The following is a 23,838-nucleotide window of genomic DNA, read 5'->3' on the forward strand; positions in this document are numbered from 1 at the left end:
CCGCTCAGTCACCCGGCCCGGCTCAGAAATGCATCTGGGCGCGGACTTCGAAGATTTCCGGCTTGGTATGCACGCCGCGACGGCTGGCATCGGCCTTGATGTAGTTGGCCTGGAACTTGAAGTGGCTGGTCAGGTACCAGTTGGCACCCAGGGTCCAGTTGTGTTCACGGCCACCGAGCACGTCGGCGTCGTCCAGGTCCAGGCGGCTGTAGCGCGCCAGCACTTCCACCGCGCCGTAGTCACGCGCCGGCTTGACGTTGGACACGCTGCCGCTGCTGTAGCCGCGCGATTCGCCGGTCAGCACCCAGCTGCCCATCACGTACTGGCCGTTGCCGGTGTAATCCGGTTTGCCTTCGCGGGTGATGGTGGCCTGCAACGCTTCGGCCTGGACCGAGAACGGACCACGGATGAAGATGCCTTCCAGGCCGGCGCGGTTGACCTTGTCGGCGGTGACCAGCGCACCGGAATCGACCAGGCGAAGGTCGGTCAGGCCGGCCTCCGGACGCGCGCGGAAACGGGCGGTCGCTTCGTGGTGCACGTCGCGGCCATCACGCCAGCCACGCGGGTTTTCCTGCGACAGCGCCAGGCCCAGGTGCAGCACGTTGGCTTCAGCCTTGACCGGGGTCCACACCGCACGCACCGCCTGCATGGTGCCGGGGTTGTCTCCCTGCAGGTCCTTGCCACCGTACAGACCGGCCTGCAGCAGGTAGGCCGGGCGCTCCAGCATCCAGTCCACGCCGGTACGACGACCGGCATAGAACGCCTGCACCGGCATCGCGAATTCCATGAAGCTGCCGGCGCGCGAGCTGGTCACCGCATCCAGGCCGACCGGGGTCTTCATGTAGCCGAAGCGGAACTTGCCGATGTCCTGCCCGACGAACGCCTTGCTTTCCAGGCGCAGGTACACGTCCAGCCAGGTATCGGACTGGAAGTCGTAGTACACCATGGCGTCATACACGCCCTTCTTCTTCAGCGTGGCGCCGAATTCCTTGCGGCGCACGGCATCGGCGTTCTCGATGTCGCCGGAGAAGTTGTTCCAGTCGTAGGCGATGTTGCCGGTGGCGGCAAGCTCGGTGCCATCAGCGAACGACACCTTGGTCGGCCAGTTGTCAAAACCAGCCGCATTGGCCAGCAGCGGGCTGGCGGCCAGGGACAGGGCAAGCAGGGTCGGGGTCATTCGCATGGGACGGCGGATCTCTATTCGGGAAAGGTGGAACTACACGATCACCCGACGGTGCGGGGTCGTTGCGACCGGCGCAGTGTAGGCGCAGAAACGGGCCGTATGCAGCCTGAACCGGGGGGGTAGTACCAATAGGTTATCTGCTGATGCGTCCGCGCGGCGTACAAAGGGCGCCATCCGATGCCGCACCGCGTGTCCTTCGTGGCGTTGGCGTCATCAGTCCCTTCCGGAGCCCGCCATGCACGTTCCCGCCGCTTCCCCGGTGCCGACCAAGCCGCTGCCGTTCTATCGCCAGCTGTATTTCCAGGTGGTGGTCGCCATCATCCTCGGTGCCGTCCTGGGCCATTACGAGCCGCTGGTCGGCGAAAAGATGAAGCCGCTGGGTGATGCGTTCATCAACCTGGTGAAGATGATCATCGCCCCGGTCATCTTCCTGACCATCGTCACCGGCATCGCCGGCATGACCCACCTGCGCACCGTGGGCCGGGTCTTCGCCAAGGCGATGGCGTACTTCATGTTCTTCTCCACGCTGGCACTGGTCGTGGGCATGATCGTGGCGCACGTGGTGCAGCCGGGCGCGGGCATGAACATCAACCCGGCCGACCTGGACCAGACCGCGGTCAACAGCTACGTGCAGAAGTCGCACGAGCTCACCCTCGTCGGCTTCGCGATGGACATCATCCCCAAGACGCTGGTCAGCGCGTTCGTGGACGGCAACATCCTGCAGGTGCTGTTCGTGGCGGTGCTGTTCGGCATCGCGCTGGCACTGGTGGGCGAGAAGGGCAAGCCGGTGCTGAACTTCCTGGAGGCGCTGGTCGCCCCGGTGTTCAAGCTGGTGCACATCCTGATGCGCGCCGCCCCGATCGGTGCGTTCGGTGCCATCGCCTTCACCATCGGCAAGTATGGCGTCGGCTCGCTGATCAACCTGGCCTGGCTGGTCGGCTCGTTCTACCTGACTGCCTTCCTGTTCGTGGTGGTGATCCTGGGCGCGGTGGCCCGCCTGTGCGGCTTCTCGGTGTTCAAGCTGGCCCGCTACCTGAAGGCCGAACTGCTGCTGGTGCTGGGCACGTCCTCTTCGGAGTCCGCGCTGCCCTCGCTGATGGAAAAGATGGAACGCGCCGGCTGCAGCAAGTCGGTGGTCGGCCTGGTTGTTCCCACCGGCTATTCGTTCAACCTGGACGGCACCAACATCTACATGACCCTGGCGGCGCTGTTCATCGCCCAGGCCACCAATACCGAGCTGAGCCTGGGGCACCAGATCGCCCTGCTGCTGGTGGCGATGCTGAGCTCCAAGGGCGCCGCCGGCGTCACCGGTGCCGGCTTCATCACCCTGGCCGCGACCCTGGCGGTGGTGCCGGAAGTACCGGTGGCCGGCATGGCGCTGATCCTCGGCGTGGACCGCTTCATGAGCGAGTGCCGCTCGCTGACCAACTTCATCGGCAACGCGGTGGCCACCGTGGTGGTTTCGCGCTGGGAAGGCGCACTGGACCGCGACCGCCTGAAGCTGGCGCTGGATGGCCGCGAAAGCGAGCTGCCGCCGCCGGTCGACGCGGCCCTGCCGCTCGCCTCTGCCAAGATCTGACCCTTCCACGTCAGGATGCGGGGCCCGTCAGCAATGACGTGGCCCCGTAGCTTTTTCCGCGCTGCCAGGCATTCGTTGTCACACCCGCGTAGGGGGCGCAGCGCGATGCTTGGCAACACGCTGGAACCGGCAGGGTTGGTGCGCTGCAGCACTCGCGCGACAGCCCCGCGACAGGTCCAGCTCGTACAACGGGGGTATGATCCCCTGTCCCCCTTGCCCATTCATGTGCCCAACGTCGATGTCCAAAGAAGATTTCAAACAGGCCGCCCTCGATTACCACCGCATGTCGCCGCCGGGCAAGATCAAGGTCACGGCGACCAAGCCGATGCTGACCCAGCGTGATCTGTCGTTGGCCTATTCGCCCGGCGTTGCCTACGCCTGTGAGGCGATCATGGCCGACCCGCAGCAGGCCAGCGAGCTCACCGCTCGCGGCAACCTGGTGGCGGTGATTTCCAATGGCACCGCCGTGCTGGGCCTGGGCAACATCGGTCCGCTGGCCGGCAAGCCGGTGATGGAAGGCAAGGGCGTGCTGTTCCAGAAGTTCGCCGGCATCGATGTGTTCGACATCGAAATCGACGAGCTGGACCCGGACAAGCTGGTCGACATCATCGCCTCGCTGGAGCCGACCTTCGGCGGCATCAACCTGGAAGACATCAAGGCGCCGGAGTGCTTCATCGTCGAGCGCAAGCTGCGCGAGCGGATGAAGATTCCGGTGTTCCATGACGACCAGCACGGCACGGCGATCATCGTCGGTGCGGCGGTGCTGAACGCCATGGCGATCACCGGCAAGAAGATCGAAGAAGTGAAGCTGGCGACCACGGGCATGGGCGCGGCCGGCATCTCCTGCGTCAACATGCTGGTACAGCTGGGCCTGAAGCCGGAAAACATCCTGGCCTTCGACCGCGACGGCGTGATCCACACCGGCCGCACCGACCTGGATCCGGAAAAGGCGCGCTATGCGCGTGACACCGACAAGCGCACCCTGGCCGAGATCGTCGACGGGGCGGACATCTTCCTGGGCCTGTCGGCACCGGGCATCCTGACTGCCGACATGGTCAAGACCATGGCGCCGGATCCGGTGATCTTCGCGCTGGCCAACCCGACCCCGGAAATCATGCCCGAAGACGTGCGCGCGGTGCGTACCGACGCGATCATCGGCACCGGTCGTTCGGACTACCCGAACCAGGTCAACAACGTCCTGTGCTTCCCTTACCTGTTCCGCGGCGCGCTGGACGTGGGCGCCACCGCGATCAACGAAGACATGAAGATCGCCTGCGTGCGCGCCATCGCCGCGCTGGCGCGTCGTGCGGCCACCGACATGGGCTCGGCCTACGGCGGTGACACCCCGAGCTTCGGCCGCGAATACCTGATTCCGCGCCCCTTCGACCGCCGCCTGCTGGTCGAGTTGTCCGCTGCCGTGGCCCAGGCCGCGATGGATTCCGGCGTGGCCACACGGCCGATCGCCGACATGGCCGCCTACCGCCAGAAACTGTCCGAGTTCGTCTACCGCACCAGCCTGATGATGAAGCCGGTGTATGACCGCGCGCGCACCGACAAGCAGCGCGTGGTGTACGCCGAAGGCGAGGAAGAAGTGGTGCTGCAGGCGGTGCAGAACGTGGTCGACGAGGACCTGGCGCACCCGATCCTGATCGGCCGCCCGGACGTCATCGAGGCGCGCATCGAACGACTGGGCCTGCGCCTGAAGATCGGCGAGAACATCCAGGTCACCAACATCAACGATGACCCGCGCTTCAACGAATACTGGCAGTACTACCACGCGCTGACCGGCCGTCGTGGCGTCACCGTGGCCGCAGCGAAGAACCTGATGCGTTCGCGCCCGACGCTGATCGCCGCGGTGATGGTGGCGCGTGGTGAAGCCGATGCCCTGCTGACCGGCGTGGTCGGCCGCTTTCACAAGAAGCTCGGTTACGTGCGCAGCGTGCTGCCGCTGGAATCGAAGGTCACCTCGACCTCGGCCATGACCGGTGTGATCAACCAGCAGGGCGTGTTCTTCTTCGTGGACACCCACGTGCAGGAAGATCCCACTGCCGAACAGCTGACCGAAGCCACGCTGCAGGCGGCCTACCGCATGAAGCTGTTCGGCATCGAGCCGAACGTGGCGCTGCTGTCGCACTCCAACTTCGGCAGCCACGATTCGAAGGACGCGCTGAAGATGCGCCAGGTGCGCGAGATGCTGCTCAAGCGTAATCCACGCTTGAACGTGGACGGCGAGATGCAGGGTGACACCGCGTGGGATGAAGCACTGCGGCAGAAGCTGCTGCCGGGCTCGACCCTTAGCGGTCGCGCCAACCTGTTCGTGCTGCCGAACCTGGAAGCGGCCAACATCGCCTACAACCTGGTGCGCGTGTTCACCGACGGCGTGGCGATCGGCCCGATCCTGATGGGCGTGGCCAAGCCGGCGCACATCCTGACCAGCAGCGCGACCTCGCGCCGGATCCTGAACATGACCGCGATCGCTGCGGTGGATGCGCAGATCCGCAAGCAGCTGGAGGCTGAAAAGAAGGCCTGAGGCCTTCTTTTCAACCTCCGCTGCCCACGCATTCCACCTTATCCCCGCGCCGTTGGCGCGCCCCCTTGAGCAAACCGCCAGCGGTTTGCCCACGCATTCCACCTTATCCCCCCGCCGTTGGCGCGCTCCCTTGAACAACAAGGGGGCTCTGCTTCGGATGGGTTACGGGCGCGGTAGTGTCGAGCTTGCTCGACACCGGCTCTACCGATGTGTTTCAGCAGCGTACGCGGCCCACAGGGCAGGCAATGCCTGACCGGTCTGCTCCTTCCACAGTGCCGGTGTATACGCGCCGCTGCGCAGCGCGTCATCGAGGGCCTTCACCAGGCCCGGATGGGCCGCCTCGCTCCACTTCAGGAACGCACCTGTCACCCGATAGCCGGTGTCGAAATTCTGCCCGTCCTTTACCGCGAGCGGCAGCGCCCAGCCGGCGGCGGTGTTGTCCACGCCGTAGCGGTCACGCGCATAGTCGGCGATGCCTTCCACCAGCCAGCCAGGTACCCGTTCGTTGGCGTACTCCGGGTAGCCCTGCACGATGTGCATGGCCTCATGGGTCACCAGGTCGGTATCGCCAGGGTGCTTGGACAGCCACGCCGGATTGATGGTGATCGTCGCCGCCTCGGCCTTCTCCCCGACATAAGCGATGCCGTCGTATGCCGGATCGATCACGATGGCGGCCTGTGTCGGTGCCATCGGATGGAAGTCGGCGCGCTGCGGCAGGTAGGCCTTGAAGAACGTGTCGATGATCCGCTGGCGCATCGCCCCCGGCAGCGCATCGTGAGCGTCCTGGTAGCGCAGGGTCACGCCGCCCCGCTGCTGCGTTGCTTCGCAGGCACACGCGGCAGGGGAGGCGAGCAGGCACAGCGCAGCCAGTGCGCCTGGCAGCAGGCAAAGCGAAGCACGGTTCATGGTGTCGTCCCTGCGGCCAGCAGCTCCACTTCCGCCAGTTGCATCCGCCCGGGCGCACCAATGCGCAGGCGGTATTGCGCATACCGGCCCGGCTTGGCAATGCGGAACGGACGGGTCTGGCGGGCCCAGGCGAAGTCTTCGGCGCTGCGTGTATCCAGCGTGGTCCAGCGACCGCCGGCGGTGCGTGCTTCCAGCGTCCAGGCGCCGCCACGGATGCTGTTCTCGCCACTGGTCAGGGTATACATCGACGGCGCACCGTCGGCGATGCCGCTGAACACCACCGTTGCCTTCGCGCCCAGCGGCGCAGCCGTCGTGGCGTTGTCATCGACCAGCGCGTCCAGTGCGCGACCGTCTTCCAGCCGCGCCTGCGCGCCCTTGGCCAGCAGGTCATGCAGCAGGGCAGGGCGCTCGCCGCGCGCGGTCAGCGACGGCAGCACATCGCCCTCGCCGGTGCCCCAGCGCGACGGCTGCGGACCCATCTGGAAGTCCAGCGTGGCGCCGGCGGCGACGATGTCATGCGGCAGCCAGGTCTTCGTCCATGGCTTGCCGTTGACCTTCAATGACTGCACGTAGACGTTGGCCGGGGAGTTGTCGGCCGCATTGACGGTCAGCACCGCGCCGTCCTGCAGGGTGACCTTGGCGTGCCGGAACAACGGCGAGCCGATCGCGTACTCCGGTGCACCCATCCGTAGTGGATACAGCCCCAGCGAAGCGAAGACATACCAGGCCGACGTCTCGCCGTTGTCCTCGTCACCGGGGTAGCCCTGGCCGATCTCGCTGCCCACGTACAGGCGCGCCAGGATCTCGCGCACATGCTTCTGGGTCTTCCACGGCTGTCCGGTGTACAGGTACATCCAGGGGATGTGGTGCGAAGGCTGGTTGCTGTGCGCGTACATGCCCATGCGCACATCGCGGGCTTCGGTCATTTCATGGATCAGCCCGCCGTAGGAACCGGCAAAGGCGGGATCAGCGGTTTCCGGCGTGGCGAAGAACGTATCCAGCTTGGCGGCCAACGCCTCGCGCCCACCGTACAGCGCCGCCAGCCCCTCGCCATCGTGGGCGGCGGTGAAGGCGAACGTCCAGCCATTGGATTCAGTGTAGTCATGGCCCCAGACGCGTGCGTCGTAGTCCTTGGCAGCCACGCGCCAGCTACCATCTTCGCGGCGACCCTGGAAGAAACCGGCGGCCGGATCGAACATGGTGGAGTAGGCCGCTGCGCGGTGGCCGAAGTAGTCCGCTTCGGTGGCATAACGTTCGCGCTCGGCGCTCGAGCGGGCGTGGCCGGCCAGCCGGGTCGCCATGTTGGCGATGCCGAAATCGTTGAGCGCGCCTTCCATCGTCCACGACATGCCTTCGTGCACGTCGGCGCTGGCAAAGCCGGTGAAGGGGGAACGGTCCATGCCCTTGCGGCCGACATGCCGATCCGGCGGCACCACGGTGGCATTGCGCAGTGCGGCGGCATACGCGGTATCGACCTCGAAGCCGCGCACGCCCTTCAGCCAGGCATCGGCGAAGGCAACGTCCGAACTGGTACCGACCATCAGGTCGGCGTAGCCCGGCGATGACCAGCGCGCGACCCAGCCGCCGGCCTTGTACTGTTCCAGGAAGCCCTGCACCAGCGTGCCGGCATCCTCGGCGCGGAACAGTGCGTAGGCGGGCCAGGTGGTGCGGAAGGTGTCCCAGAAGCCGTTGTTGACGTAGACCTTGCCATCGCGGATGGGTGCGAAACTGCGCACCGCACTGCCATCGGAGTCCTCCGCTGCGCTGGCCTGGCTGGCGTAGCGCCACTCCGGCGCCTGTGCGGTGCCGACGTTCTCGTGGCCGGAATTGGGGAACAGGTAGAGCCGGTAGAGATTGGAGTACAGCGTGGTCTTCTGGTCGTCGCTGGCATCGCCGATGTCGAAGGCACCCAGTCGCGCATCCCACGCATCCTGCGCGCGGGCGGCGACGCGTTCCAGGTCATCGTCGGCGCTCAGTTCCAGGGCCAGGTTGTGGCGCGCCTGCTCCACCGAAATCAGCGAGGTGGCGATGCGCATGTTGACCTGGCGATCGCTGCCCGCGTCGAACTTGATGTAGCCGGTCGGGCGCCCGGTCTGCAGCGTGCCACTACTGCGCCAGGGACGGTCGAAACTCGCCACCACATACATGCGCGTGGCACCGTTGGACAGACCGCTGCGGGTATCGGTGTAGCCGGACAGGGTCTGGCTGGCAGCGTCCAGGGTCAGCCCGCCGCGCGCATCGACGTTGTCGAACAGCAGGTTGGCATCGCCCGTGGCCGGGAATTCAAAACGGAACAGCGCGGCGTGGTCGGTCGGTGCGATCGAGGCGGCGATGCCGTTGTCGAAGCGCACGTCGTAGCGATGCGGACGCGCGTTTTCCTGGTCATGCGAGAACGCAAGCGCGCGCTTGGCGCGGTCCGCTTCGGGCACGCCCCGGCTGGACGATGGCATCACCTGGAAGGTCTGCCGGTCGCCCATCCACGGGCTGGGCTGGTGGCTGAGCGACAGCGCCTGCAGGCGCGGGCGGTTGTCCGCGTCGTTGTGCTCGTTCCAGCGGTACAGCCAGTTCAGCACGCCGGCGTCGGTCACCGGTGTCCAGAAATTGAAACCATGCGGCATCGCCGTGGCGGGGTAGTTGTTGCCACGCGAGAAGCGCCCGTTGGACTGCGTGCCACGCGTGGTGAGCACCCGGTCGGACGGCCGCAGCGGGGCCGCCGAAGGCGCTGCATCCAGCTGCACATCGTCGATCCAGCCCGACACCGGCTTGCCCGCTGCGCTGGCCACTTCCAGCTCCACCGCTACCACGCGGCGGCCGCGCAACGCGGGCACATCGCCCAGACGCACGGACTTGCGCGCCCACTGCTGCGGATACAACGTCTTCGAATCGCCTTGGGCGGTGGCGCCCAGCGCGAACCCGTGCTGGTCACGCACGGCGCTGGCCGACACCCGCTGGCCGTCGTCAAGCAGCAGGTCCAGCGAGACATACGTGGAAGCGACGGTATCGCCGTCCACGATTTCGGGCAGCACCATCCAGCTCAGGGTGGTGTCGGCGTCGATCTGCTGGTCGGTCGCCAGCAGCACCCGGCGGGCGGTGCCACCGGTGCTGCGGTACTGCACGGCGCGCTGGCCGCTGTAACCCACGCCGGCCTTGGCCGCGTAGGGGTCTGCCGGGCCGGCGCCGACGCGCAGGCTCAGCGCCCCGCTGGCCGCCGCCGCAGGCATCGCTTGACCGGCCTCGAACGAGGTGGAAAGCGCGGCCGCATGGGCGGCGGGAAGCATGGCCAAGGCCAGCGCGAGGCACAGCGGCGCGCGGCGCGCACGGTCAGACGCATTACGGGGCATTGCGGTCTCCTCCCAGAGCAACGCGGACCATCCTGCAACACGCATGTTGGCGCTGACAAGTGCATTTGGTTCGATCCAAATTGGTGCATCGCGCCATATGGAACGATCCAAATCTTCGCATCCGGCCACAGCCATGGCCGCCGCCGTCGCCGACCCTGCGCCGCGGCGGGTGCTAGAATCGCAGGCCTCGCAATCCCCTTCACGATGCCCGCCATGAGCCATACCGCCACCGCTCCCGCCAACGCTGAAAAGCGTTACACCGTGCACCGCGGCGACCTGCCGCTGAGCTGCCCGACGCCGGAGATGGCGCTGTGGAACTCGCATCCGCGCGTGTACCTGCCGATCGAAGACGAACCCAACGGCGAAGCCAAGTGCGCCTATTGCGGCGCCGTCTTCGTGCTGGCCGACTGATCGGGCGCCTGACCTGATGCGCCGATTGACCGTGGTGCAGTTGCTGCCGGCGCTGCACTCCGGTGGTGTCGAGCGCTCTACGCTGGAAATTGCCGCCGCGCTGGTCCAGGCCGGCCACCGTGCGCTGGTGGTGTCTGCCGGTGGGCGGCTGGTCGAGCCGTTGTTGGCCAGCGGCGCCGAGCACCTCACGCTGGATATCGGACGCAAGTCGCTGCTGACCCTGCGCCACATGCCGACGTTGCGGCGCCTGTTTGCCGAGGTCGGCGCGGATATCGTGCACGCTCGCTCGCGGCTGCCGGCCTGGCTGGGCCTGCATGCCGTGCGCGCGCTACCTGCCGCGCAGCGCCCGCACTGGGTGACCACCGTGCACGGACTGAACTCACCGGGACGCTACAGCGCGGTCATGACCACCGGGGAGCGGGTGATCTGCGTGTCCGAAACCGTGCGCGGCTTCGTCCAGCTGCACTACCCCGCGGTGCCAGCGCAGCGCCTGCAGGTGATTCCGCGCGGCGTGGATACGGCACAGTTCCCCCGTGTCGGCAGCCACGACAAACGCCCCAGGCTGGCGCTGGCAAAGGACCACCCCTGGCTGACGGAAGTAGCGGCCCCGTTGCTGCTGCTGCCCGGCCGCGGTACCCGGTTGAAGGGGCACGTCCACGCCCTGCAGCTGCTGGCACGCCTGCATGCGGCCGGGGTGATGGCGCAGCTGTGGATGCTGGGCACGGACGAACCCGGGCGCGAAGCCTACGTACAGGAACTGCGCCGGCAGGCGCAGGCACTCGGGGTCGGCGATGCCGTGCACATCAGCGCTCCGACCTCGCAGATCGCCCAGGCCTACGCCGCCAGTGACCTGGTCCTGCAGCTGTCCGACAAGCCCGAAGCCTTTGGTCGAACCGTGGTCGAGGCCCTTTCCGTAGGTCGACCGGTGCTGGGCTGGGACCACGGCGGCGTGGGCGAACTGCTCCGGCAGCTGCAGCCTGGCGGCGCGGTCGCTCTGGGCGACATGGACGCGCTGGGTGAACGCGCGCTGGCCTTGCTGGCCGGTTCCCCGTCGCTGCCGGCGCGTATCCCGTTTACCCTGCAGGCCATGCAACGCGACACCCTCCGCCTGTATGCCGACCTTGCCAGCTGACCCGCTACCCGCCGTGATCGATGATCGCGCCGGTCGCTGGGCGCCCTGGGTCGTGCTGGCGTTCGTGGCGCTGTGGCCGTTGCCCGGCATCGCCGAAGGGGTGCTGGCGCTGGGTGCGATCTACGCTGCCGTGCGCATGGTCACCCGCCGCCTGCAGGGCCAGCCGCGCCTGCTGAGTCCACCGGCCTGGGCGCTGACCAGCATCCTGTTCCTCGGCTACTGGCTGCCGCAGGCATTTTCCGCGCTGGATGCAGTGGATCCTTCAGCGGCCTGGACCAAGACCGCAGCCGGTCTGCGCTACCTGCCTTTCATGTGGCTGGTCGCCATTGCGGTGGCCACGCCGGCCCGGCGCGCGTTGACCCTGGGCGGGCTGGCGGTGATCACCGCAGCGTGGACGCTGGATGCCCTGGTGCAGGCGGCCGCCGGCACGAGTCCGTGGTTCTGGTCGCTGGACCAGCTCAAGCAGCTGGTCAGCCAGCGTCCGCTGTGCAGCCCGGAAGAGGCCGCCCTTGCCGACCGCCTGAGCGGTGCACTGGGACCGTGCACCCTCAAATTCGGCCAAGTGCTGGCCAGCCTGTCGGCCTTCCTGCTGCTGCCCGTAGCCGCCCGTTTCGGCCGTGTCGGCTGGCTGCTGGCCACCCTTGCCGTGGGCGTGGTGCTGCTGTTGGCCGGCTCGCGTGCGTCCTGGGTGACGTTCGCGCTGGTGGCGGCGTACAGCGGCTGGCGCGTGATGGGCGGACGCCGGCTGCTCTTGCTGGCTGCGTTCGCGGTGATGGTGGCAGCGGGGCTGGCCTACAGCGTTCCGCAGCTGCGTGAGCGCGTGGACCGCACCGCGCAGGCCTGGGAAGGCGATGACGATGGTTTGGAGCAGGCGCTGTCCGGCCGTGGCCGGATCTGGTCCGCGGCGGGCTGCATGATCCAGGCGCATCCGATCAACGGCGTGGGCGCGCGCGGCTTCCGCGATGCCTATCCAGGCTGTGACCCGGCCGCCGGAAGCACCGGTGTCTGGGGCGCGGGACCGGCGCTGCACGCGCATCAGATCGTGCTGGAAATCCTGGCCGAAACCGGGGTGATCGGCCTGCTGTTGTGGCTGGCGGCGGCCGCGCAGGCGTGGCGGGCATGGCGGTTTGCGCCGCCGTCGGCACGTGAGCGGGCGCGGCCGGCGATGCTGGCGCTGGCGGTCACGGTGTTCCCGTTGAATACCCACCTGGCGTTCCATTCCACGTTCTGGGGTGGGGTAACGGTACTGCTGGCGGCGTTGTTCGCGGGCAGCCTGCTGGCGCGGGACGAGCCGGGTTCCAGCGGCTAGACCCGCTCCACATGCTCAGCGCATGTCGGCTGTCGGTAACGCCGACCCATGGTCGGCGGAAAGCCTCGGGCCGCGTTTTTGCGCCATCCGCCGACCATGGGTCGGCGCTACCCGAAGCAGGACGCGGATTGTTTCTACTTGTAATAGGAACTGCGCCCGCCGGGTTGGCGCTTGAAGCGGCGGTGGATCCAGAGGTACTGGTCCGGGGCCTCGCGCACCATCTGTTCGATGGCCTGGTTGACCCGCGCGGTATCGGCTTCCACGTCCTGGGTCGGGAAGTTGTCCAGCGGTGCGCCCACCTTCAGATAGTAGTCGCCGCCTTCGCGGCGATGGAAGTACGGCACGACCGCGCAGCCGGTCATCCGGGCCAGCTGGTGGGTGGCGGTGATGGTGGCGGCGGTGTGCCCGAAGAAGGGCACGAACACGGTGTCCTTGCCGCGCATGTCCTGGTCCGGCGCGTACCAAAGGAACCCGCCTTTCTTCAGGTGCCGCACGCTGGCGCGGATGTCTTCGTTGGCGAACATCGCCGTGGCGTAGCGCAGCCGGCCGAACTTCACCGCCCATTCGTAGACCGGGTTGCGGTGCTTGCGGTACATGCCGGCCAGCTCGACGTGGTCGCACAGCAGGCGCCCGCACATCTCCAGGGTCATGAAATGGCCTGAAACCAGCAGCACGCCACGACCTTCGGCCTTCAGCTTCTGAAGGTGCTCCACGCCTTCCACGTGCACGCGCGGGCGGATGGTGGCGATGCTGCCCCACCAGGCGCGGGCGAACTCGAAAATGCCCACGCCGAGTGCATCGAAGCTGTCGCGCAGCAGGCGCTGGCGCCATGCATCATCCTTCTCCGGGAAGCACAGCTTGAGGTTGACCTCGGCTGCCTTGCGCCGGCTGCCCGCCAGCCGCCAGCTGACCCAGCCGACGCCGCGCCCCAGCGCACGCTGCAGCATCCACGGCAGCCGGGCGATGGCGAAGGCGCCGAGCATCACGGCGAACATGGGCCAGTTGCGCGGATCGCGCAGCGAAGGACGGGGGGCGGTGGTGGCATCGGACATGCCCCCATTCTACCAAGGCGCCATGGGCGGGCCGCGTGTCTTTCACCGGGCCCTACCGTATCCTTCCCGCATGCGCAAAGACCCCGTCGAATGGATCCTGCGCGGCCTGTATTCGGCCGTGCTCTACCTGCTGCTGCCCATCACGGTGTACCACCTGGTCTGGCGCGGCTTCCGGGTGCGGGAGTACTTCCAGCGCTGGGACGAGCGCTACGCTTCCTACCCCGATTCGAGCTGCCAGCCGCGTGTCTGGCTGCATGCGGTATCGGTCGGCGAGGTCAACGCCGCTGCCCCGCTGGTCAATGCATTGCGCGCGCTGCGACCGGACATCCGCTGGGTGGTCACCACCATCACCCCGACCGGCTCGGAGCGCGTGCGCGCGATCTGGGGCGATGCCGTGGACCACGTCTATCTACCGTACGACGTGCCCGGCAGCGTCGGGCGTTTCCTCAACCATTTCCAGCCCAGCCTGGCCTTGATCCTGGAGACCGAGCTGTGGCCGAACATGCTGTTCGGTTGCCGAAGCCGTGCGATCCCGGTGTATATCCTCAATGCCCGGCTGTCGGCGCGCTCGCTGCGCGGCTACCGCTTGCTGGCCGCGCTGATCCGGCGTGCACTGCGCACCGTCACCTGCGTGGCAGCGCAGTCCGATGACGATGCCGCCCGCTTCATCCAGCTGGGTGCGGATCCGGCGCAGGTGCAGGCACTGGGCAACCTGAAGTTCGACATCGCCGCGCCCAACGTGCAGGCCTTCGTCGAGCAGTTCCATCGCAGCGTGCCGGCGAAGCGACCGGTGTGGATCGCCGCCAGCACGCACGAGGGCGAAGAGCAGGCGATCATCGATCTGCACCGGCGCCTGCGCGTGCAGCATCCGCAGCTGTTGCTGCTGTGGGCACCGCGCCATCCGGAACGCTTCGCCCGGGTCGATGCGCTCGCCCGCGAGCAGGGCTGGCAGGTGGCTACGCGTCGTGCGCAGCAATGGCCACAGGCCGACAGCGATGTGTTCGTGATCGATACCCTGGGTGAGCTGATGTCGTTCTACGCGTGTGCCCAGGTTGCCTTCGTGGGGGGCAGCCTGCAGGCCATAGGCGGGCACAACCTGCTGGAACCTGCGGCGATGGGGACCGCGGCCGTCACCGGTCCGCACCTGCATAATTTCGCCGAAATCTCGCGGCGGATGCTCGAGGCCGATGCGCTGCTGATAGGACAGGACGTGCGATCGGTGGGCGAGCACCTGCAGCACCTGCTGTCCGACGCGCAGGCCCGCGAAGACATGGCGCGCGCAGGCTGCGCGCTGGTCAGCAATGGCAGAGGTGCCCTGAAGCGCACGATCGCCCTGGTGGAACCGCAGTTGCCGCCGCCGCTCTCCAGCGCTGCGTCCGCCGGCTGCTGACGCGATACCGGTCGTCGCGGCGACGCATCGGCCGCGCCAGCTTCATTTCAGAATTGCCCGATAGGGCGCCCCGCAGCGGCGTCCTAGCGTCCACGAGCAGGCATCCGCCTGCTTTTCGTGGAGAACGCCATGGTGCTTCGTCTTTGCCTGCCACGCCACCGAAGTGGGGTGCGCCTGGCCATCGCCCTGCTCTGGTCGATGGCTGCCTGCGCGCATGCGGCCGGCGTGCAGGATGCCCCGCATTTCATCGGTCCGCTGGCGACGCCGGCGCCCCCGCTGCCGAAGGGTGCTTTCAACATCGAACCCTACGTCATCTCCAGCCGGTCGGCGGCCCGTTTCGATGGCGAGGGCCATCGCCGGCGCAGCCCGGGGCCGATGCAGTGGAGCACCTCCATCCCGATGCAGTACGGGGCGACAGACCGGCTCAGTGTCGGCGGCACGTTGCGCGGGCAGTACAACAGGCTGGCCGGCGGCAGCCGCGCGCTTGCCACCGGCGATACCACCGTGTCGGCATCGTTCGGGCTGATCGATGCCGGCGGGCCGCACCGGGCGCGCGTAGCACTGACCGCGCGGCAGCGGCTTCCCACCGGCCGCCATGACCGACTGGAACGGCGCGAGGTGCCCGGCAGTGGGACCGGCGCGACCTCCACCACGCTGGTGCTGCATGGCCAGGCCTACCTGCTCGAGGGCCGGCTGCGCGCGCGTGCCAGCGTCGACTGGACCCTGCCGGGGGCACGCGCACGCCTGCACGGGCGCAGCGTGTACGGCACCGACACCGGGTTCAGCGGGCGCATCCGCCTGGGTCACGGATCGGGGGCTACGGCGTCGGCGGAGTACAGCGTGGCCCCACGTTGGACACTGGTGGGCGAGGTGCTTTACGAACAGGACGGCGGCTCGACGCTGCGCGGCGACCAAGGGCAGGGCAGCGCCGGACGCCGCCGACGACCATCGATGTGGCGGCTGTCCGTGCTGCCCGCCGTGCAGTACCACCTCAGTGACCGGGTCGGGTTGATTGGTGGGCTCCAGGTGGGCGTGATGGGGCGCAACGCGACTGCGCTGTTTGCGCCACAGATTGCGATCAACATGGGTTTCTGAAACGTCGGGTGGAGTGCAGCGCATCGTGGAGATGCGCCGCACCCCACCCTCATCGTGCTTGCCTCAGGCGCCCGCGCCGACCAACTGGTCTCCCAGCAGGGTCCAGGCGAAGCCGAAGTAGACGAACACACCGACCAGATCCATCACCGAGGTGATCAGGGGTGATGACAGGGTGGCCGGATCAGTGCCCATGCGACGCGCAAGGAACGGCAGCAGCGCACCGATGACCCCGCCCAGTGCAGTGCACACCAGCATGCTCAGGCCGACCACGAGCAGCACGTCGATTCCCACGCCTTTGCTGAAGTACGCCAGCACCGCTTCCAGCAGCGCGATGGTGATGCCCAGCATCGCCGCCACCGGCAGCTCGCGCTTGATGACGAACAGGACATGCCGCCAGTTGAGTCCCAGTTCGCCCAGCGCCATGCTGCGGATGACCAGCGTGGCCGACTGGCTGCCGGTGTTGCCCCCCATGTCCACGATCGGTGCGATGAACGCGGCCAACACGATCGCCTGGCTGAGCAGCTCTTCCTGCGCGGCGACGAAGGTACTGGTGATGATGCCGAAGAAGGTGAGCACCGCCAGCCAGAACACGCGGACACTGAACATCCGCCGCAACGGACTGGCCATCATGTCCAGGTCCGTGCCGCCGGCCACCGAGGTGCCGCCGAAGCGTGCCAGCTGGTTGGCATCCTGCTGCTTGTCGATGTCCATTGCATCGTCGACAGTGACGATGCCGATCATGGCCTGGTTGGCATCCAGCACCGGCACAGCCAGCAGGTCATACCGGCGGATCAGCTCGGCGGCCTGGACACGCGGCCACGCGGCCTGTACGAAGACCGGGTCCGGCCGCACCAGGCTGGCCACCGTCGTATCGCCCGCGGCCACCACCAGGTCGCGCAACGAGACGGTTCCCTGCAGTCGACGCTGGTCGTCGAGGACGTAAAGGGAGTAGATCGTCTCGCTGCTGGGAGCAAGGGTACGGATATGCGCAAGCGCCTGTGCGACGGTCTGGGCGCTGTTGACTGCGACGAAATCGGAGGTGGTAACCGAGCCGATCGACTGCTCGGGGTAGGCGGAAAGCGTGAGGATGTCTTCGCGTTCCACGCCATCCAGCCCGGCCAGCAGGTCCGGTTGCGACAACGCGTCGAGGCGATTGAACAGATCCGCCCGATCATCGGCAGGCATCCGCTCGACCAGGTCGAAGACGGTCTGCCGGGGCAGCAGTGCGATCAGTTCATCCTGCTGGGAGAAGGCCAGATGGGCGAACAGGTCGGCCCGCTGCTGTGGATCGAGCAGCACCAGCAGCGCTGACAGTGACTGTGCGGAAGTGCACAGCAGGGCTTCGGCGAGGTCGGAGGGATGCGATGCGCGGACCAGCGCCGCGAAGCCTTCGCGGTCGGGTGCATGGGCAAAACGGCGTACGGCGAACATCAGCTCTTCACGGTTCATCGTGATGATTCCTTTTGTCTGGTGGAAGCGTGAATGCGGGGGGCGACGAGCATCGGGGAGACGCTCAGCGCGACAGCGGCAGGTTCAGGCCGACGGTGATCCACGACGTGCCGGTTCGGTCATGCAGGCGGCCGGCGAGCAGATCCAGCGATGCCTCGCCGGGCAGGTGACGGCGGATGCCCAGATGGCTGCTGCGATGTCGGGCTGCGTCGCGCGCCTGTTCGGCCAGCAGCGACCACGTCGGGGCGATCCGGATATCGACCCCGGCACCCAGGGTGATGCCGCGTTCGTGGCGTGACCGGCTCCAGCCGGCGTTAGAGTGCGCGGTGGCCAGGGCCTGTCGGTCCAGTGCAACGCTCAGCGGAAGATTCAGTGACCAGCTGCGTGCGCCGCCCTGCCGGACATCGCCGGCGGTTTCGATGGATGCGGCCAACTGCAGGCGTTCGTCGTGCCAGTGACGTACCGCGCGTTTGGCACCCACTGCCCAGGGCAGGGCCCGTTCGCCACGCAGATGGCTCAGGCCCAGCGACAGTTCGGTGCCGGACAGCGTGCACGCCGGCACGGCGGTCAGTTCCCGATGGCCGGCATGCTGGCGCGTCCAGGTTTCAAGCTGGCACGTCCCTTCCGGCGTGGTGCCGGCATCGTCCACCAGCAGGCTCGCGGCGGCATGCAGCGGGCCGCTGGCAGAGAGGGTCGCCCACAGCGGGGCAAGGCGAAGGAAGGTGAAGCGCATGGTCGTTCTCCGGCAGACGGATACGCCAGCGGCTCCCACTTGGGCCGAAGGTAAACAGTGCGATGTTCGAAGTTCAGTCCGCCCATGGCGGGCGGCACCGGGCCCCGTCCTGGCGGGCGCGACCTGCCTGGCAGTGTCGGGCCCGCTTAGTAAACGCAGGATCTACTGTGACTGTCCAAGCAGGGGGCCCCCGGGGCGATGAAGTGGACGCATGGTGTTGGCCTCCATCTGGTGCGTCAAGCAGGATCGAGGCCATGCGGCTGGTTTCGTGCGCGACAGCACGTTTCAACCGCTTTCAGCGCGTTGTTGTCGCTGCAGAACACGGCGAATGCGACGTTGCTGCCGCATCATCGTGCATGGCGCGCACTGCTTTCGATAGGCCGACTGTTTCTATTGAGGCCATTTGATAGCTTTCAAAATCTCATCTCCTCAACTTCCCGCATGTCCGTGTGGGGAGAGCGGCCATAGCGTTGTCGGGGCAGGCAGACGCCTGTGTCGAGGAGAGAAAACATCATGTCCGATCGCGTCAACCGCCGTTCCGCAGGGACCGTGGTCGTGATGCTGCTGGCATCCACGCTGGCCAGCCACGCCGCCGCCGCGGAGGGGCCGCGCTTTGCCGGCCCGCTGCTCAGCCCCGCACCGCCACTCCCGGTGGGCATGCTCAACATCGAGCCCTACCTGATCAACAGCCAGCTGCGCGGCCTGTATGACGAAAAAGGCAACCGTCGCGATGCCGGTGGACCGGACGGGTGGTACCTGGCCGTGCCTGTCCAGTACGGGTTGCATGAGCGCGTGACCATCGCGGCCAGCTTGAACGCGTCCTACAACCGGGACGACGCCAACCCGCGTGCCTTCGATATCGGCGACACCACACTGTCCGCGCTGTTCGGGCTGTACAAGGGGCAGGGCGTGCATCGGCCGACGCTGACCCTGGCCGTCCGCCAGAGCATCGCCACCGGGCACCACGACCGGCTGGAAGAGCGGCCGATCTCGGTCGCCAGCGGAACCGGCGTCGGCGCCACCAGCCTCGGCCTGCACGGCCAGGCCTACTTCCTTGACGGGCACCTGCGGATGCGCGCCAGTACGTTGTGGCGCACGCCAGGTGCCAACGCTGGCGTGCGCGGGCAAAGCGCGTTCGGCACGCCGGTAGGCTTCGATGGCAGGGTGCGGCTGGGAGCGGCAGTGACCAGCCTGCTGGCGGCCGAGTACAGCCTGTCGCCCACCTGGGTGCTGGCCGGCGAGCTGCTGCATGAGCGCGAAAGCGCCGGCAGCGTGCACGGCAGGGTGGCGAAGGAGACGGGGAGCGAGGATATGTACCGACGCGATCCGGCCAGTTGGCGGTTTTCGATCGTCCCGGCGATCCAGTACCACTGGAACGACCATGTCGCGCTCGTCGCAGGCGCGCAGGTGTCGCTGGCCGGCCGCAACAGCAGCGAGGTGTTCGTGCCGCAGGTGGCGGTGAACATGGCGTGGTGAGCGCGTCGACCGGTTGCCTGTGACGACCAACGGTCGTCACCCACCAGGCGGCCCAACCGATTGACGGCCAGCGGCCGTCACTACTCAAAAAGCCACCCGCATGCGGGTGGCTTTTCATGTTCACAGCGGCTTGGGATCAGTTGTTGACCGTGGTGCTCGGGTTGCCGGCGTCGACGGTCAGCAGGCGGTTGATTTCCTGCAGTTCGGCGATGTCCAGCGCGCCGACGGCCTGGCTCAGCAGCAGGCGGTTCTGCAGGAAGGTGTAACGCGCATTGGCGTAATCCAGCTGTGCCGAGAACAGGATCCGCTGGTTCTGGATCACGTCCAGCACGGTACGGGTACCCACTTCCAGGCCGACCTGCGATGCATCGTAGGCGCTCTGCGCGGAGACCACCGCCAGGCGGCGCGCTTCCACTTCACTGATGCCCGCCACCAGCGTCTGGTAGGCGTTGCGGGTGTTGCGGTCCAGTGCACGCTTCTGCTGCTCGTAGCCGTCCTGCGCGATGTCACGCTGGGCCAGCGCCTGGCGGACCGCGGACTGGGTGGCGCCGCCGGCGAAGATCGGCACGTTCAAGGTCAGGCCGACGCTGTTGGTGCGCGTATCCGGGCTCAGGCCGCCTGCACCGGTGCTGTCACCCCAGGTCGCGCCCTGGCCCACGCTGGCACCCAGGGCAAGCGTGGGCAGGTGGCCGGCACGTGCGGCCTGCACGCTGGCTTCGGAGGCACTGACCTGCAGTTCCTGCGCCTTCAGCGCTGGATTCTGCGAGACCGCACTCTGCACCAGCTGGTCGACGTTGCCGCGGTTGGCCGGCACTTCCGGACGGAAATCTTCCGGCAGGCCGCGCAGGTTGGTCACCGGCTGGCCGGTCAGTTCGGTCAGTGCCTGGTAGGCATCGGCCAACGTGTTCTGCGAGACGATGGTATTGGCACGTGCCTGGTCGTACTGGGCGCGCGCTTCATGCACGTCGGTGATCGGCGCCAGGCCCACTTCCAGTCGCTTGTCGGCGAAGTCGAACTGCTTCTTGGCTGCTTCTTCGTTGGTCTTGGCCGCGTTCAGTGATTCGATCGCCACCAGCACGTTGAAGTAGGCCGCAGAGGTACGCACGATCAGGTCGTCGTTGGCCGAATCGAGGTTGAAATCAGCCGCACGGCTCAGTTCGCGCTGGGCGCGCAGGGTGCTGAACTGGCTCCAGTTGAACAGCGTCTGGCTGCCGTCGATGGTGTAGGTACGGCGGCGACTTTCGAAGGTACCGGTGTTGTTGCCGCGGTCTTCGGTGCGTGAGCGGTTCAACGAGGCGACGCCGTTGATCTGCGGCAGCAGGGCGGCGCGTGCCTGCACGGCGCCTTCCTTGTCGAACAGCCGGGTGGATTCGGCAGCGGACAGCTGCGGGTCGCCATTGCGGGCCATTTCATAGACCTGCAGCAGGTCGGCGGCATGGGCGGACAGCGGCAGCAGGACGGTGGCCAGCGCAATAGCGAGGGTTCGGCGGATCATTGCGGCTTCCTTGGACTCAGAGGTGGAACTGGGGGGCCGGCGCGGCACCGCGCAGGTAATCGATATCGGTTTCGAACAGCGACTCGGTGCTGCCATCGGCCTTGACCAGGATCGCTTCCATCGCCGGCGAACGGCCGTGGATGATGTACAGGCGACCACCCGGACGCAGCCATGAGGCGAACTGTGACGGCACGCGGTCGACGGCGCCAGTGACACAGATCACATCAAAACGGCGGTCAGTCTGCCAGGCCAGGGCATCGGCCACGTCCACGCGCACGTTGGTGCCCAGGCCGGTGCTGTCCAGGCGTGCACGCGCGATGGCGGCCAGCTCCGGATCGATTTCCAGGCTGAGCACTTCGCGCGACAGCGCACCGAGGCAGGCCGACAGGTAACCGCTGCCGGTGCCGATTTCCAGCACTTCGTCGCCCGGTTGCAGATCGAGCGCCTGCAGGGTGCGGCCTTCGACGACCGGCTTCATCATCTTCTGCCCGCCGCCGAGCGGCAGCTCGATATCCGCATAGGCCAGCGCACGATGGCTCTCTGCCACGAAGGCCTCGCGCGGCAGGCGCGCCAGGACGTCGAGCACCTTGATGTCCAGCACGTCCCAGGGACGGATCTGCTGTTCCACCATCAGTTCACGGGCGTGTGCGTAGTCAATCGTCATGAGGTTCCAATCCAGCGCAGTGGGCCGGCCATTTTACCGGTGCCGGAGGCCGTCGGCGCACCCGGAGCATGTATTCAGGGCGGCCGGGGTCGCAGTGCCGGAAGTCATCGCGACCTCCGGCTTGTTCAGGTTGTGGGTGTCAGCCACCGCGCGGACCCGCCTGGGCCGGGCGGGGGACATACGCGCGCAGGAAGAAATCCACGCAGGCCGCTACGTGCCGGCCGGCATCAGCGGCCGCCAGCGGCGGCTGCAGGCCGCACATCATATGCGTATGCAGCTCGCCCTTGACCAGGGTCATCAGCTGCAACGCCGCGGTGGGAAAGTCCTGTATATCCAGCTCGCCGCGTGCTGTGCGGGCGCGCAGGAACTCGGCCAGGGCCTCGGTGGTGCGCCGGGGGCCGGCCTGCCAGAACATCTCGCGCAGGCGGTCATCGGTTTCCGGGGCCATCATCACGCGCTGCACCGACACGGCCGCATCGGAGGTGACCAGCTCGAAAAAGGCCTCGCCGATGCCCAGCAGCTGATCGCGCAGGGGCCCTTCGGCATCGGCGACGAACAGGGTGTCCGGCAGCATTTCCACGCACTTGGACTTGACCGCCTCGGTGAACAGCGATTCCTTGTCACCGAAATGGCTGTACACGGTGAGCTTGGAAACACCGGCCTGGGCGGCGATGGCATCCATGCTGACGCCGGTATACCCCTGTTCCACGAACAGCGCCTTGGCCGCTTCGAGGATGGCGGCACGCTTGCCAAGGTCCTTGGGGCGGCCCGGGCCTGCCGTCTTGCTGGCAGCTTTGGGCGCATTCTTGCGGGAGAAGGGACACATCATCGGCGTAATAGTAGACCAAGCGGTTCGATATTTATACTATACCGCCGGGTTCACTAAACCGCCCGGCGCCGCGCCTCCGCGCAGTTGCCACCACTCGAATGTGTAATCAGGACGAACACCGATGAAGAGCGTGCGCTGGATGGGAATTGCACTGGGAGTGGCCGCGCTGGCCGCCTGTTCCGACAAGCCGGAAGCCCCCGTCGCCGCCGTGCCCGTGCTGGTGGTGCACCCGCTGGTCGCGGCCGGTGACGGCGCCATGGTGTTTCCCGGCGAAGTACGCGCGCGCCAGGAAAGCGCGCTGTCCTTCCGGGTCGGCGGCAAGCTGCTGCGGCGTGACGTGGACGCCGGCCAGCGGGTGGTCAAGGGGCAGCTGCTGGCCGAGCTGGACCCGGCCGACTTCGCCCTGCAGGCACGTGCGTCGCAGGCGCAGCTGGCGGCCGCGCAGGCCGAACTGGTCCGCGCCCGTGACGACCACAAACGTTATGAAGCGCTGGCCGCGCAGCAGTTGATCAGCCGTTCGGCACTGGACCAGCAGGCTGCCGCGTTCAAGGCGGCGCAGGGCCAGGTGGACGCAGCGCGTGCCAATGCCAACGTGCTGGGCAACCAGGCCGGCTATGCGCAGCTGCGCGCGCCCGCCGACGGGGTGATTGCCAGCCGCGAGCCCGGTGCCGAAGCCGGGCAGGTGGTGGCGGCCGGGCAGACGTTGTTCACGCTGGCCGCCGACGGTGGCCGCGAGGTGCGGATCGATCTGCCCGAAGCGAGGCTGCGCGATTTCCCGGTCGGTACGGCGGTGCAGGTGGAGCCGTGGAGCCGCGGTGGGCCGATGTTGCCGGGGACGATCCGTGAGGTCGCTGCCGCCGCCGATCCGCAATCGCGGACCTTCGCCGCGCGGGTCAGCCTGGCCGCCGACGCGCTGGCCGATGTCAGCCTGGGCCAGAGCGCGCGCGTGCATGGGCTGGCCGGTGGCAAAGCGGGTACCGCCTTGCAGCTTCCGCTGGCGGCGCTGCAGCGTGGTGCCGACGACCGCGCCAGCGTGTGGGTGGTCGATCCTTCCACCGCGCGCCTGAAGGCCGTGCCGGTGACCACGGGCGCCTACGGCAGCGAGACCGTGCCGGTGCTGAGCGGCATCACCGCAAGTGACTGGGTGGTCGCTGCCGGTGGCCACCTGCTGCGTGCAGGGCAGTCGGTGACCGCGGTGGACCGGCAGAACCGCCCGGTGCTGAAGCCGCCGGTTGCTGCCACCACCAAGGCGGGGGAGTAAGCC

18 protein-coding genes are annotated in these 23,838 nt (G+C 67.5%); 9 read left to right on the top strand and 9 right to left on the bottom strand.

Annotated elements, in window-relative coordinates:
* Positions 1–22: 22 nt before the first annotated feature.
* Entirely contained in the window at positions 23–1,183 is a 1,161-nt protein-coding gene (locus tag SOM47_RS03945) for an OprO/OprP family phosphate-selective porin (RefSeq protein ID WP_042614682.1), read from the bottom strand.
* A 235-nt stretch (positions 1,184–1,418) separates the two neighbouring features.
* Here SOM47_RS03945 and SOM47_RS03950 point away from each other — a divergent pair, with 235 nt between their 5' ends.
* Together SOM47_RS03950 and SOM47_RS03955 are read left to right on the top strand one after the other, a co-directional pair.
* On the top strand, positions 1,419–2,762 hold the full coding sequence (locus SOM47_RS03950; protein WP_042614683.1) for a dicarboxylate/amino acid:cation symporter: 1,344 nt from the start codon (positions 1,419–1,421) through the stop codon (positions 2,760–2,762).
* A gap of 238 nt (positions 2,763–3,000) precedes the next feature.
* Positions 3,001–5,292 (top strand): NADP-dependent malic enzyme, encoded by a 2,292-nt coding sequence (locus SOM47_RS03955; protein WP_320504829.1) that lies wholly within the window; start codon positions 3,001–3,003, stop codon positions 5,290–5,292.
* A gap of 201 nt (positions 5,293–5,493) precedes the next feature.
* Here SOM47_RS03955 and SOM47_RS03960 read toward each other — a convergent pair whose 3' ends face one another.
* Positions 5,494–6,198 (bottom strand): basic secretory protein-like protein, encoded by a 705-nt coding sequence (locus tag SOM47_RS03960; RefSeq protein ID WP_320504830.1) that lies wholly within the window; start codon positions 6,196–6,198, stop codon positions 5,494–5,496.
* The gene (locus SOM47_RS03965; RefSeq protein ID WP_414715750.1) at positions 6,195–9,539 is read right to left on the bottom strand and encodes a GH92 family glycosyl hydrolase; all 3,345 of its coding nucleotides are present in this window, start codon (positions 9,537–9,539) and stop codon (positions 6,195–6,197) included. The genes SOM47_RS03960 and SOM47_RS03965 overlap by 4 nt, the downstream gene beginning before the upstream one ends.
* A 213-nt stretch (positions 9,540–9,752) precedes the next feature.
* On the opposite strand from SOM47_RS03965, the gene SOM47_RS03970 reads away from it, so the two are divergent.
* The 3 genes from SOM47_RS03970 to SOM47_RS03980 are packed head-to-tail and all read left to right on the top strand — an operon-like array spanning position 9,753 to position 12,391.
* Positions 9,753–9,950, top strand: a complete 198-nt coding sequence (locus tag SOM47_RS03970; protein ID WP_042614687.1) for a zinc-finger domain-containing protein — start codon at positions 9,753–9,755, stop codon at positions 9,948–9,950.
* 16 nt (positions 9,951–9,966) lie between these two features.
* Positions 9,967–11,082, top strand: coding sequence for a glycosyltransferase (locus tag SOM47_RS03975; RefSeq protein WP_320504831.1), 1,116 nt, complete (start codon positions 9,967–9,969; stop codon positions 11,080–11,082).
* A complete protein-coding gene (locus tag SOM47_RS03980; protein WP_042614689.1) occupies positions 11,063–12,391 on the top strand; it encodes an O-antigen ligase family protein in 1,329 nt (442 codons plus the stop codon). Before SOM47_RS03975 ends, SOM47_RS03980 begins: the two co-directional genes overlap by 20 nt.
* Before the next feature lie 134 nt (positions 12,392–12,525).
* On the opposite strand, the gene SOM47_RS03985 is transcribed toward SOM47_RS03980, so the two are convergent.
* Positions 12,526–13,443 (bottom strand): LpxL/LpxP family Kdo(2)-lipid IV(A) lauroyl/palmitoleoyl acyltransferase, encoded by a 918-nt coding sequence (locus SOM47_RS03985; RefSeq protein ID WP_042614690.1) that lies wholly within the window; start codon positions 13,441–13,443, stop codon positions 12,526–12,528.
* A 70-nt stretch (positions 13,444–13,513) separates the two neighbouring features.
* Between SOM47_RS03985 and waaA the strand changes: the two genes are divergently transcribed.
* A complete protein-coding gene (waaA, locus tag SOM47_RS03990; protein WP_042614691.1) occupies positions 13,514–14,833 on the top strand; it encodes a lipid IV(A) 3-deoxy-D-manno-octulosonic acid transferase in 1,320 nt (439 codons plus the stop codon).
* 129 nt (positions 14,834–14,962) lie between these two features.
* The gene (locus SOM47_RS03995; protein WP_320504832.1) at positions 14,963–15,928 is read left to right on the top strand and encodes a hypothetical protein; all 966 of its coding nucleotides are present in this window, start codon (positions 14,963–14,965) and stop codon (positions 15,926–15,928) included.
* 63 nt (positions 15,929–15,991) lie between these two features.
* On the opposite strand, the gene mgtE is transcribed toward SOM47_RS03995, so the two are convergent.
* Together mgtE and SOM47_RS04005 are read right to left on the bottom strand one after the other, a co-directional pair.
* Positions 15,992–17,377 (bottom strand): magnesium transporter, encoded by a 1,386-nt coding sequence (gene mgtE / locus SOM47_RS04000; protein ID WP_042614693.1) that lies wholly within the window; start codon positions 17,375–17,377, stop codon positions 15,992–15,994.
* Between the two features lie 64 nt (positions 17,378–17,441).
* The gene (locus SOM47_RS04005) at positions 17,442–18,110 is read right to left on the bottom strand and encodes a PA4824 family protein (RefSeq protein WP_320504833.1); all 669 of its coding nucleotides are present in this window, start codon (positions 18,108–18,110) and stop codon (positions 17,442–17,444) included.
* Between the two features lie 513 nt (positions 18,111–18,623).
* On the opposite strand from SOM47_RS04005, the gene SOM47_RS04010 reads away from it, so the two are divergent.
* On the top strand, positions 18,624–19,586 hold the full coding sequence (locus tag SOM47_RS04010; protein ID WP_042614695.1) for a hypothetical protein: 963 nt from the start codon (positions 18,624–18,626) through the stop codon (positions 19,584–19,586).
* Positions 19,587–19,722: 136 nt separating this feature from the next.
* Here the strand turns inward: SOM47_RS04010 and SOM47_RS04015 are convergent, their stop codons facing one another.
* The 3 genes from SOM47_RS04015 to SOM47_RS04025 form a co-directional block, all read right to left on the bottom strand.
* Positions 19,723–21,081, bottom strand: coding sequence for a TolC family outer membrane protein (locus tag SOM47_RS04015; protein WP_042614696.1), 1,359 nt, complete (start codon positions 21,079–21,081; stop codon positions 19,723–19,725).
* Positions 21,082–21,097: 16 nt separating this feature from the next.
* Positions 21,098–21,745 carry a protein-L-isoaspartate O-methyltransferase family protein gene (locus SOM47_RS04020; RefSeq protein WP_042614697.1) on the bottom strand — a complete coding sequence of 216 codons (648 nt, stop codon included), beginning with the start codon at positions 21,743–21,745 and terminating at the stop codon, positions 21,098–21,100.
* Positions 21,746–21,884: 139 nt separating this feature from the next.
* Positions 21,885–22,574, bottom strand: coding sequence for a TetR/AcrR family transcriptional regulator (locus tag SOM47_RS04025; RefSeq protein WP_042614698.1), 690 nt, complete (start codon positions 22,572–22,574; stop codon positions 21,885–21,887).
* A gap of 121 nt (positions 22,575–22,695) precedes the next feature.
* Here SOM47_RS04025 and SOM47_RS04030 point away from each other — a divergent pair, with 121 nt between their 5' ends.
* On the top strand, positions 22,696–23,835 hold the full coding sequence (locus SOM47_RS04030; RefSeq protein WP_320504834.1) for an efflux RND transporter periplasmic adaptor subunit: 1,140 nt from the start codon (positions 22,696–22,698) through the stop codon (positions 23,833–23,835).
* Positions 23,836–23,838 lie beyond the last annotated feature (3 nt).

This window comes from Stenotrophomonas sp. CFBP8980 (assembly GCF_034046095.1).
Classification (GTDB): Bacteria; Pseudomonadota; Gammaproteobacteria; order Xanthomonadales; family Xanthomonadaceae; genus Stenotrophomonas; species Stenotrophomonas lacuserhaii.

Excerpts from the sequence above, each read along its gene's own strand:
- SOM47_RS03950 (WP_042614683.1), top strand. The coding sequence starts at position 1,419 with ATGCACGTTCCCGCCGCTTCCCCGGTGCCGACCAAGCCGCTGCCGTTC.
- SOM47_RS04020 (WP_042614697.1), bottom strand. The coding sequence starts at position 21,745 with ATGACGATTGACTACGCACACGCCCGTGAACTGATGGTGGAACAGCAG.
- SOM47_RS04010 (WP_042614695.1), top strand. The coding sequence starts at position 18,624 with ATGTCCGATCGCGTCAACCGCCGTTCCGCAGGGACCGTGGTCGTGATG.
- SOM47_RS03945 (WP_042614682.1), bottom strand. The coding sequence starts at position 1,183 with ATGCGAATGACCCCGACCCTGCTTGCCCTGTCCCTGGCCGCCAGCCCG.
- SOM47_RS03955 (WP_320504829.1), top strand. The coding sequence starts at position 3,001 with ATGTCCAAAGAAGATTTCAAACAGGCCGCCCTCGATTACCACCGCATG.
- SOM47_RS03980 (WP_042614689.1), top strand. The coding sequence starts at position 11,063 with ATGCCGACCTTGCCAGCTGACCCGCTACCCGCCGTGATCGATGATCGC.
- SOM47_RS03970 (WP_042614687.1), top strand. The coding sequence starts at position 9,753 with ATGAGCCATACCGCCACCGCTCCCGCCAACGCTGAAAAGCGTTACACC.
- SOM47_RS04005 (WP_320504833.1), bottom strand. The coding sequence starts at position 18,110 with ATGCGCTTCACCTTCCTTCGCCTTGCCCCGCTGTGGGCGACCCTCTCT.
- SOM47_RS04015 (WP_042614696.1), bottom strand. The coding sequence starts at position 21,081 with ATGATCCGCCGAACCCTCGCTATTGCGCTGGCCACCGTCCTGCTGCCG.
- SOM47_RS04030 (WP_320504834.1), top strand. The coding sequence starts at position 22,696 with ATGAAGAGCGTGCGCTGGATGGGAATTGCACTGGGAGTGGCCGCGCTG.
- SOM47_RS03960 (WP_320504830.1), bottom strand. The coding sequence starts at position 6,198 with ATGAACCGTGCTTCGCTTTGCCTGCTGCCAGGCGCACTGGCTGCGCTG.
- waaA (WP_042614691.1), top strand. The coding sequence starts at position 13,514 with ATGCGCAAAGACCCCGTCGAATGGATCCTGCGCGGCCTGTATTCGGCC.
- SOM47_RS03975 (WP_320504831.1), top strand. The coding sequence starts at position 9,967 with ATGCGCCGATTGACCGTGGTGCAGTTGCTGCCGGCGCTGCACTCCGGT.
- SOM47_RS03965 (WP_414715750.1), bottom strand. The coding sequence starts at position 9,539 with ATGCCCCGTAATGCGTCTGACCGTGCGCGCCGCGCGCCGCTGTGCCTC.
- mgtE (WP_042614693.1), bottom strand. The coding sequence starts at position 17,377 with ATGAACCGTGAAGAGCTGATGTTCGCCGTACGCCGTTTTGCCCATGCA.
- SOM47_RS04025 (WP_042614698.1), bottom strand. The coding sequence starts at position 22,574 with ATGATGTGTCCCTTCTCCCGCAAGAATGCGCCCAAAGCTGCCAGCAAG.
- SOM47_RS03985 (WP_042614690.1), bottom strand. The coding sequence starts at position 13,443 with ATGTCCGATGCCACCACCGCCCCCCGTCCTTCGCTGCGCGATCCGCGC.
- SOM47_RS03995 (WP_320504832.1), top strand. The coding sequence starts at position 14,963 with ATGGTGCTTCGTCTTTGCCTGCCACGCCACCGAAGTGGGGTGCGCCTG.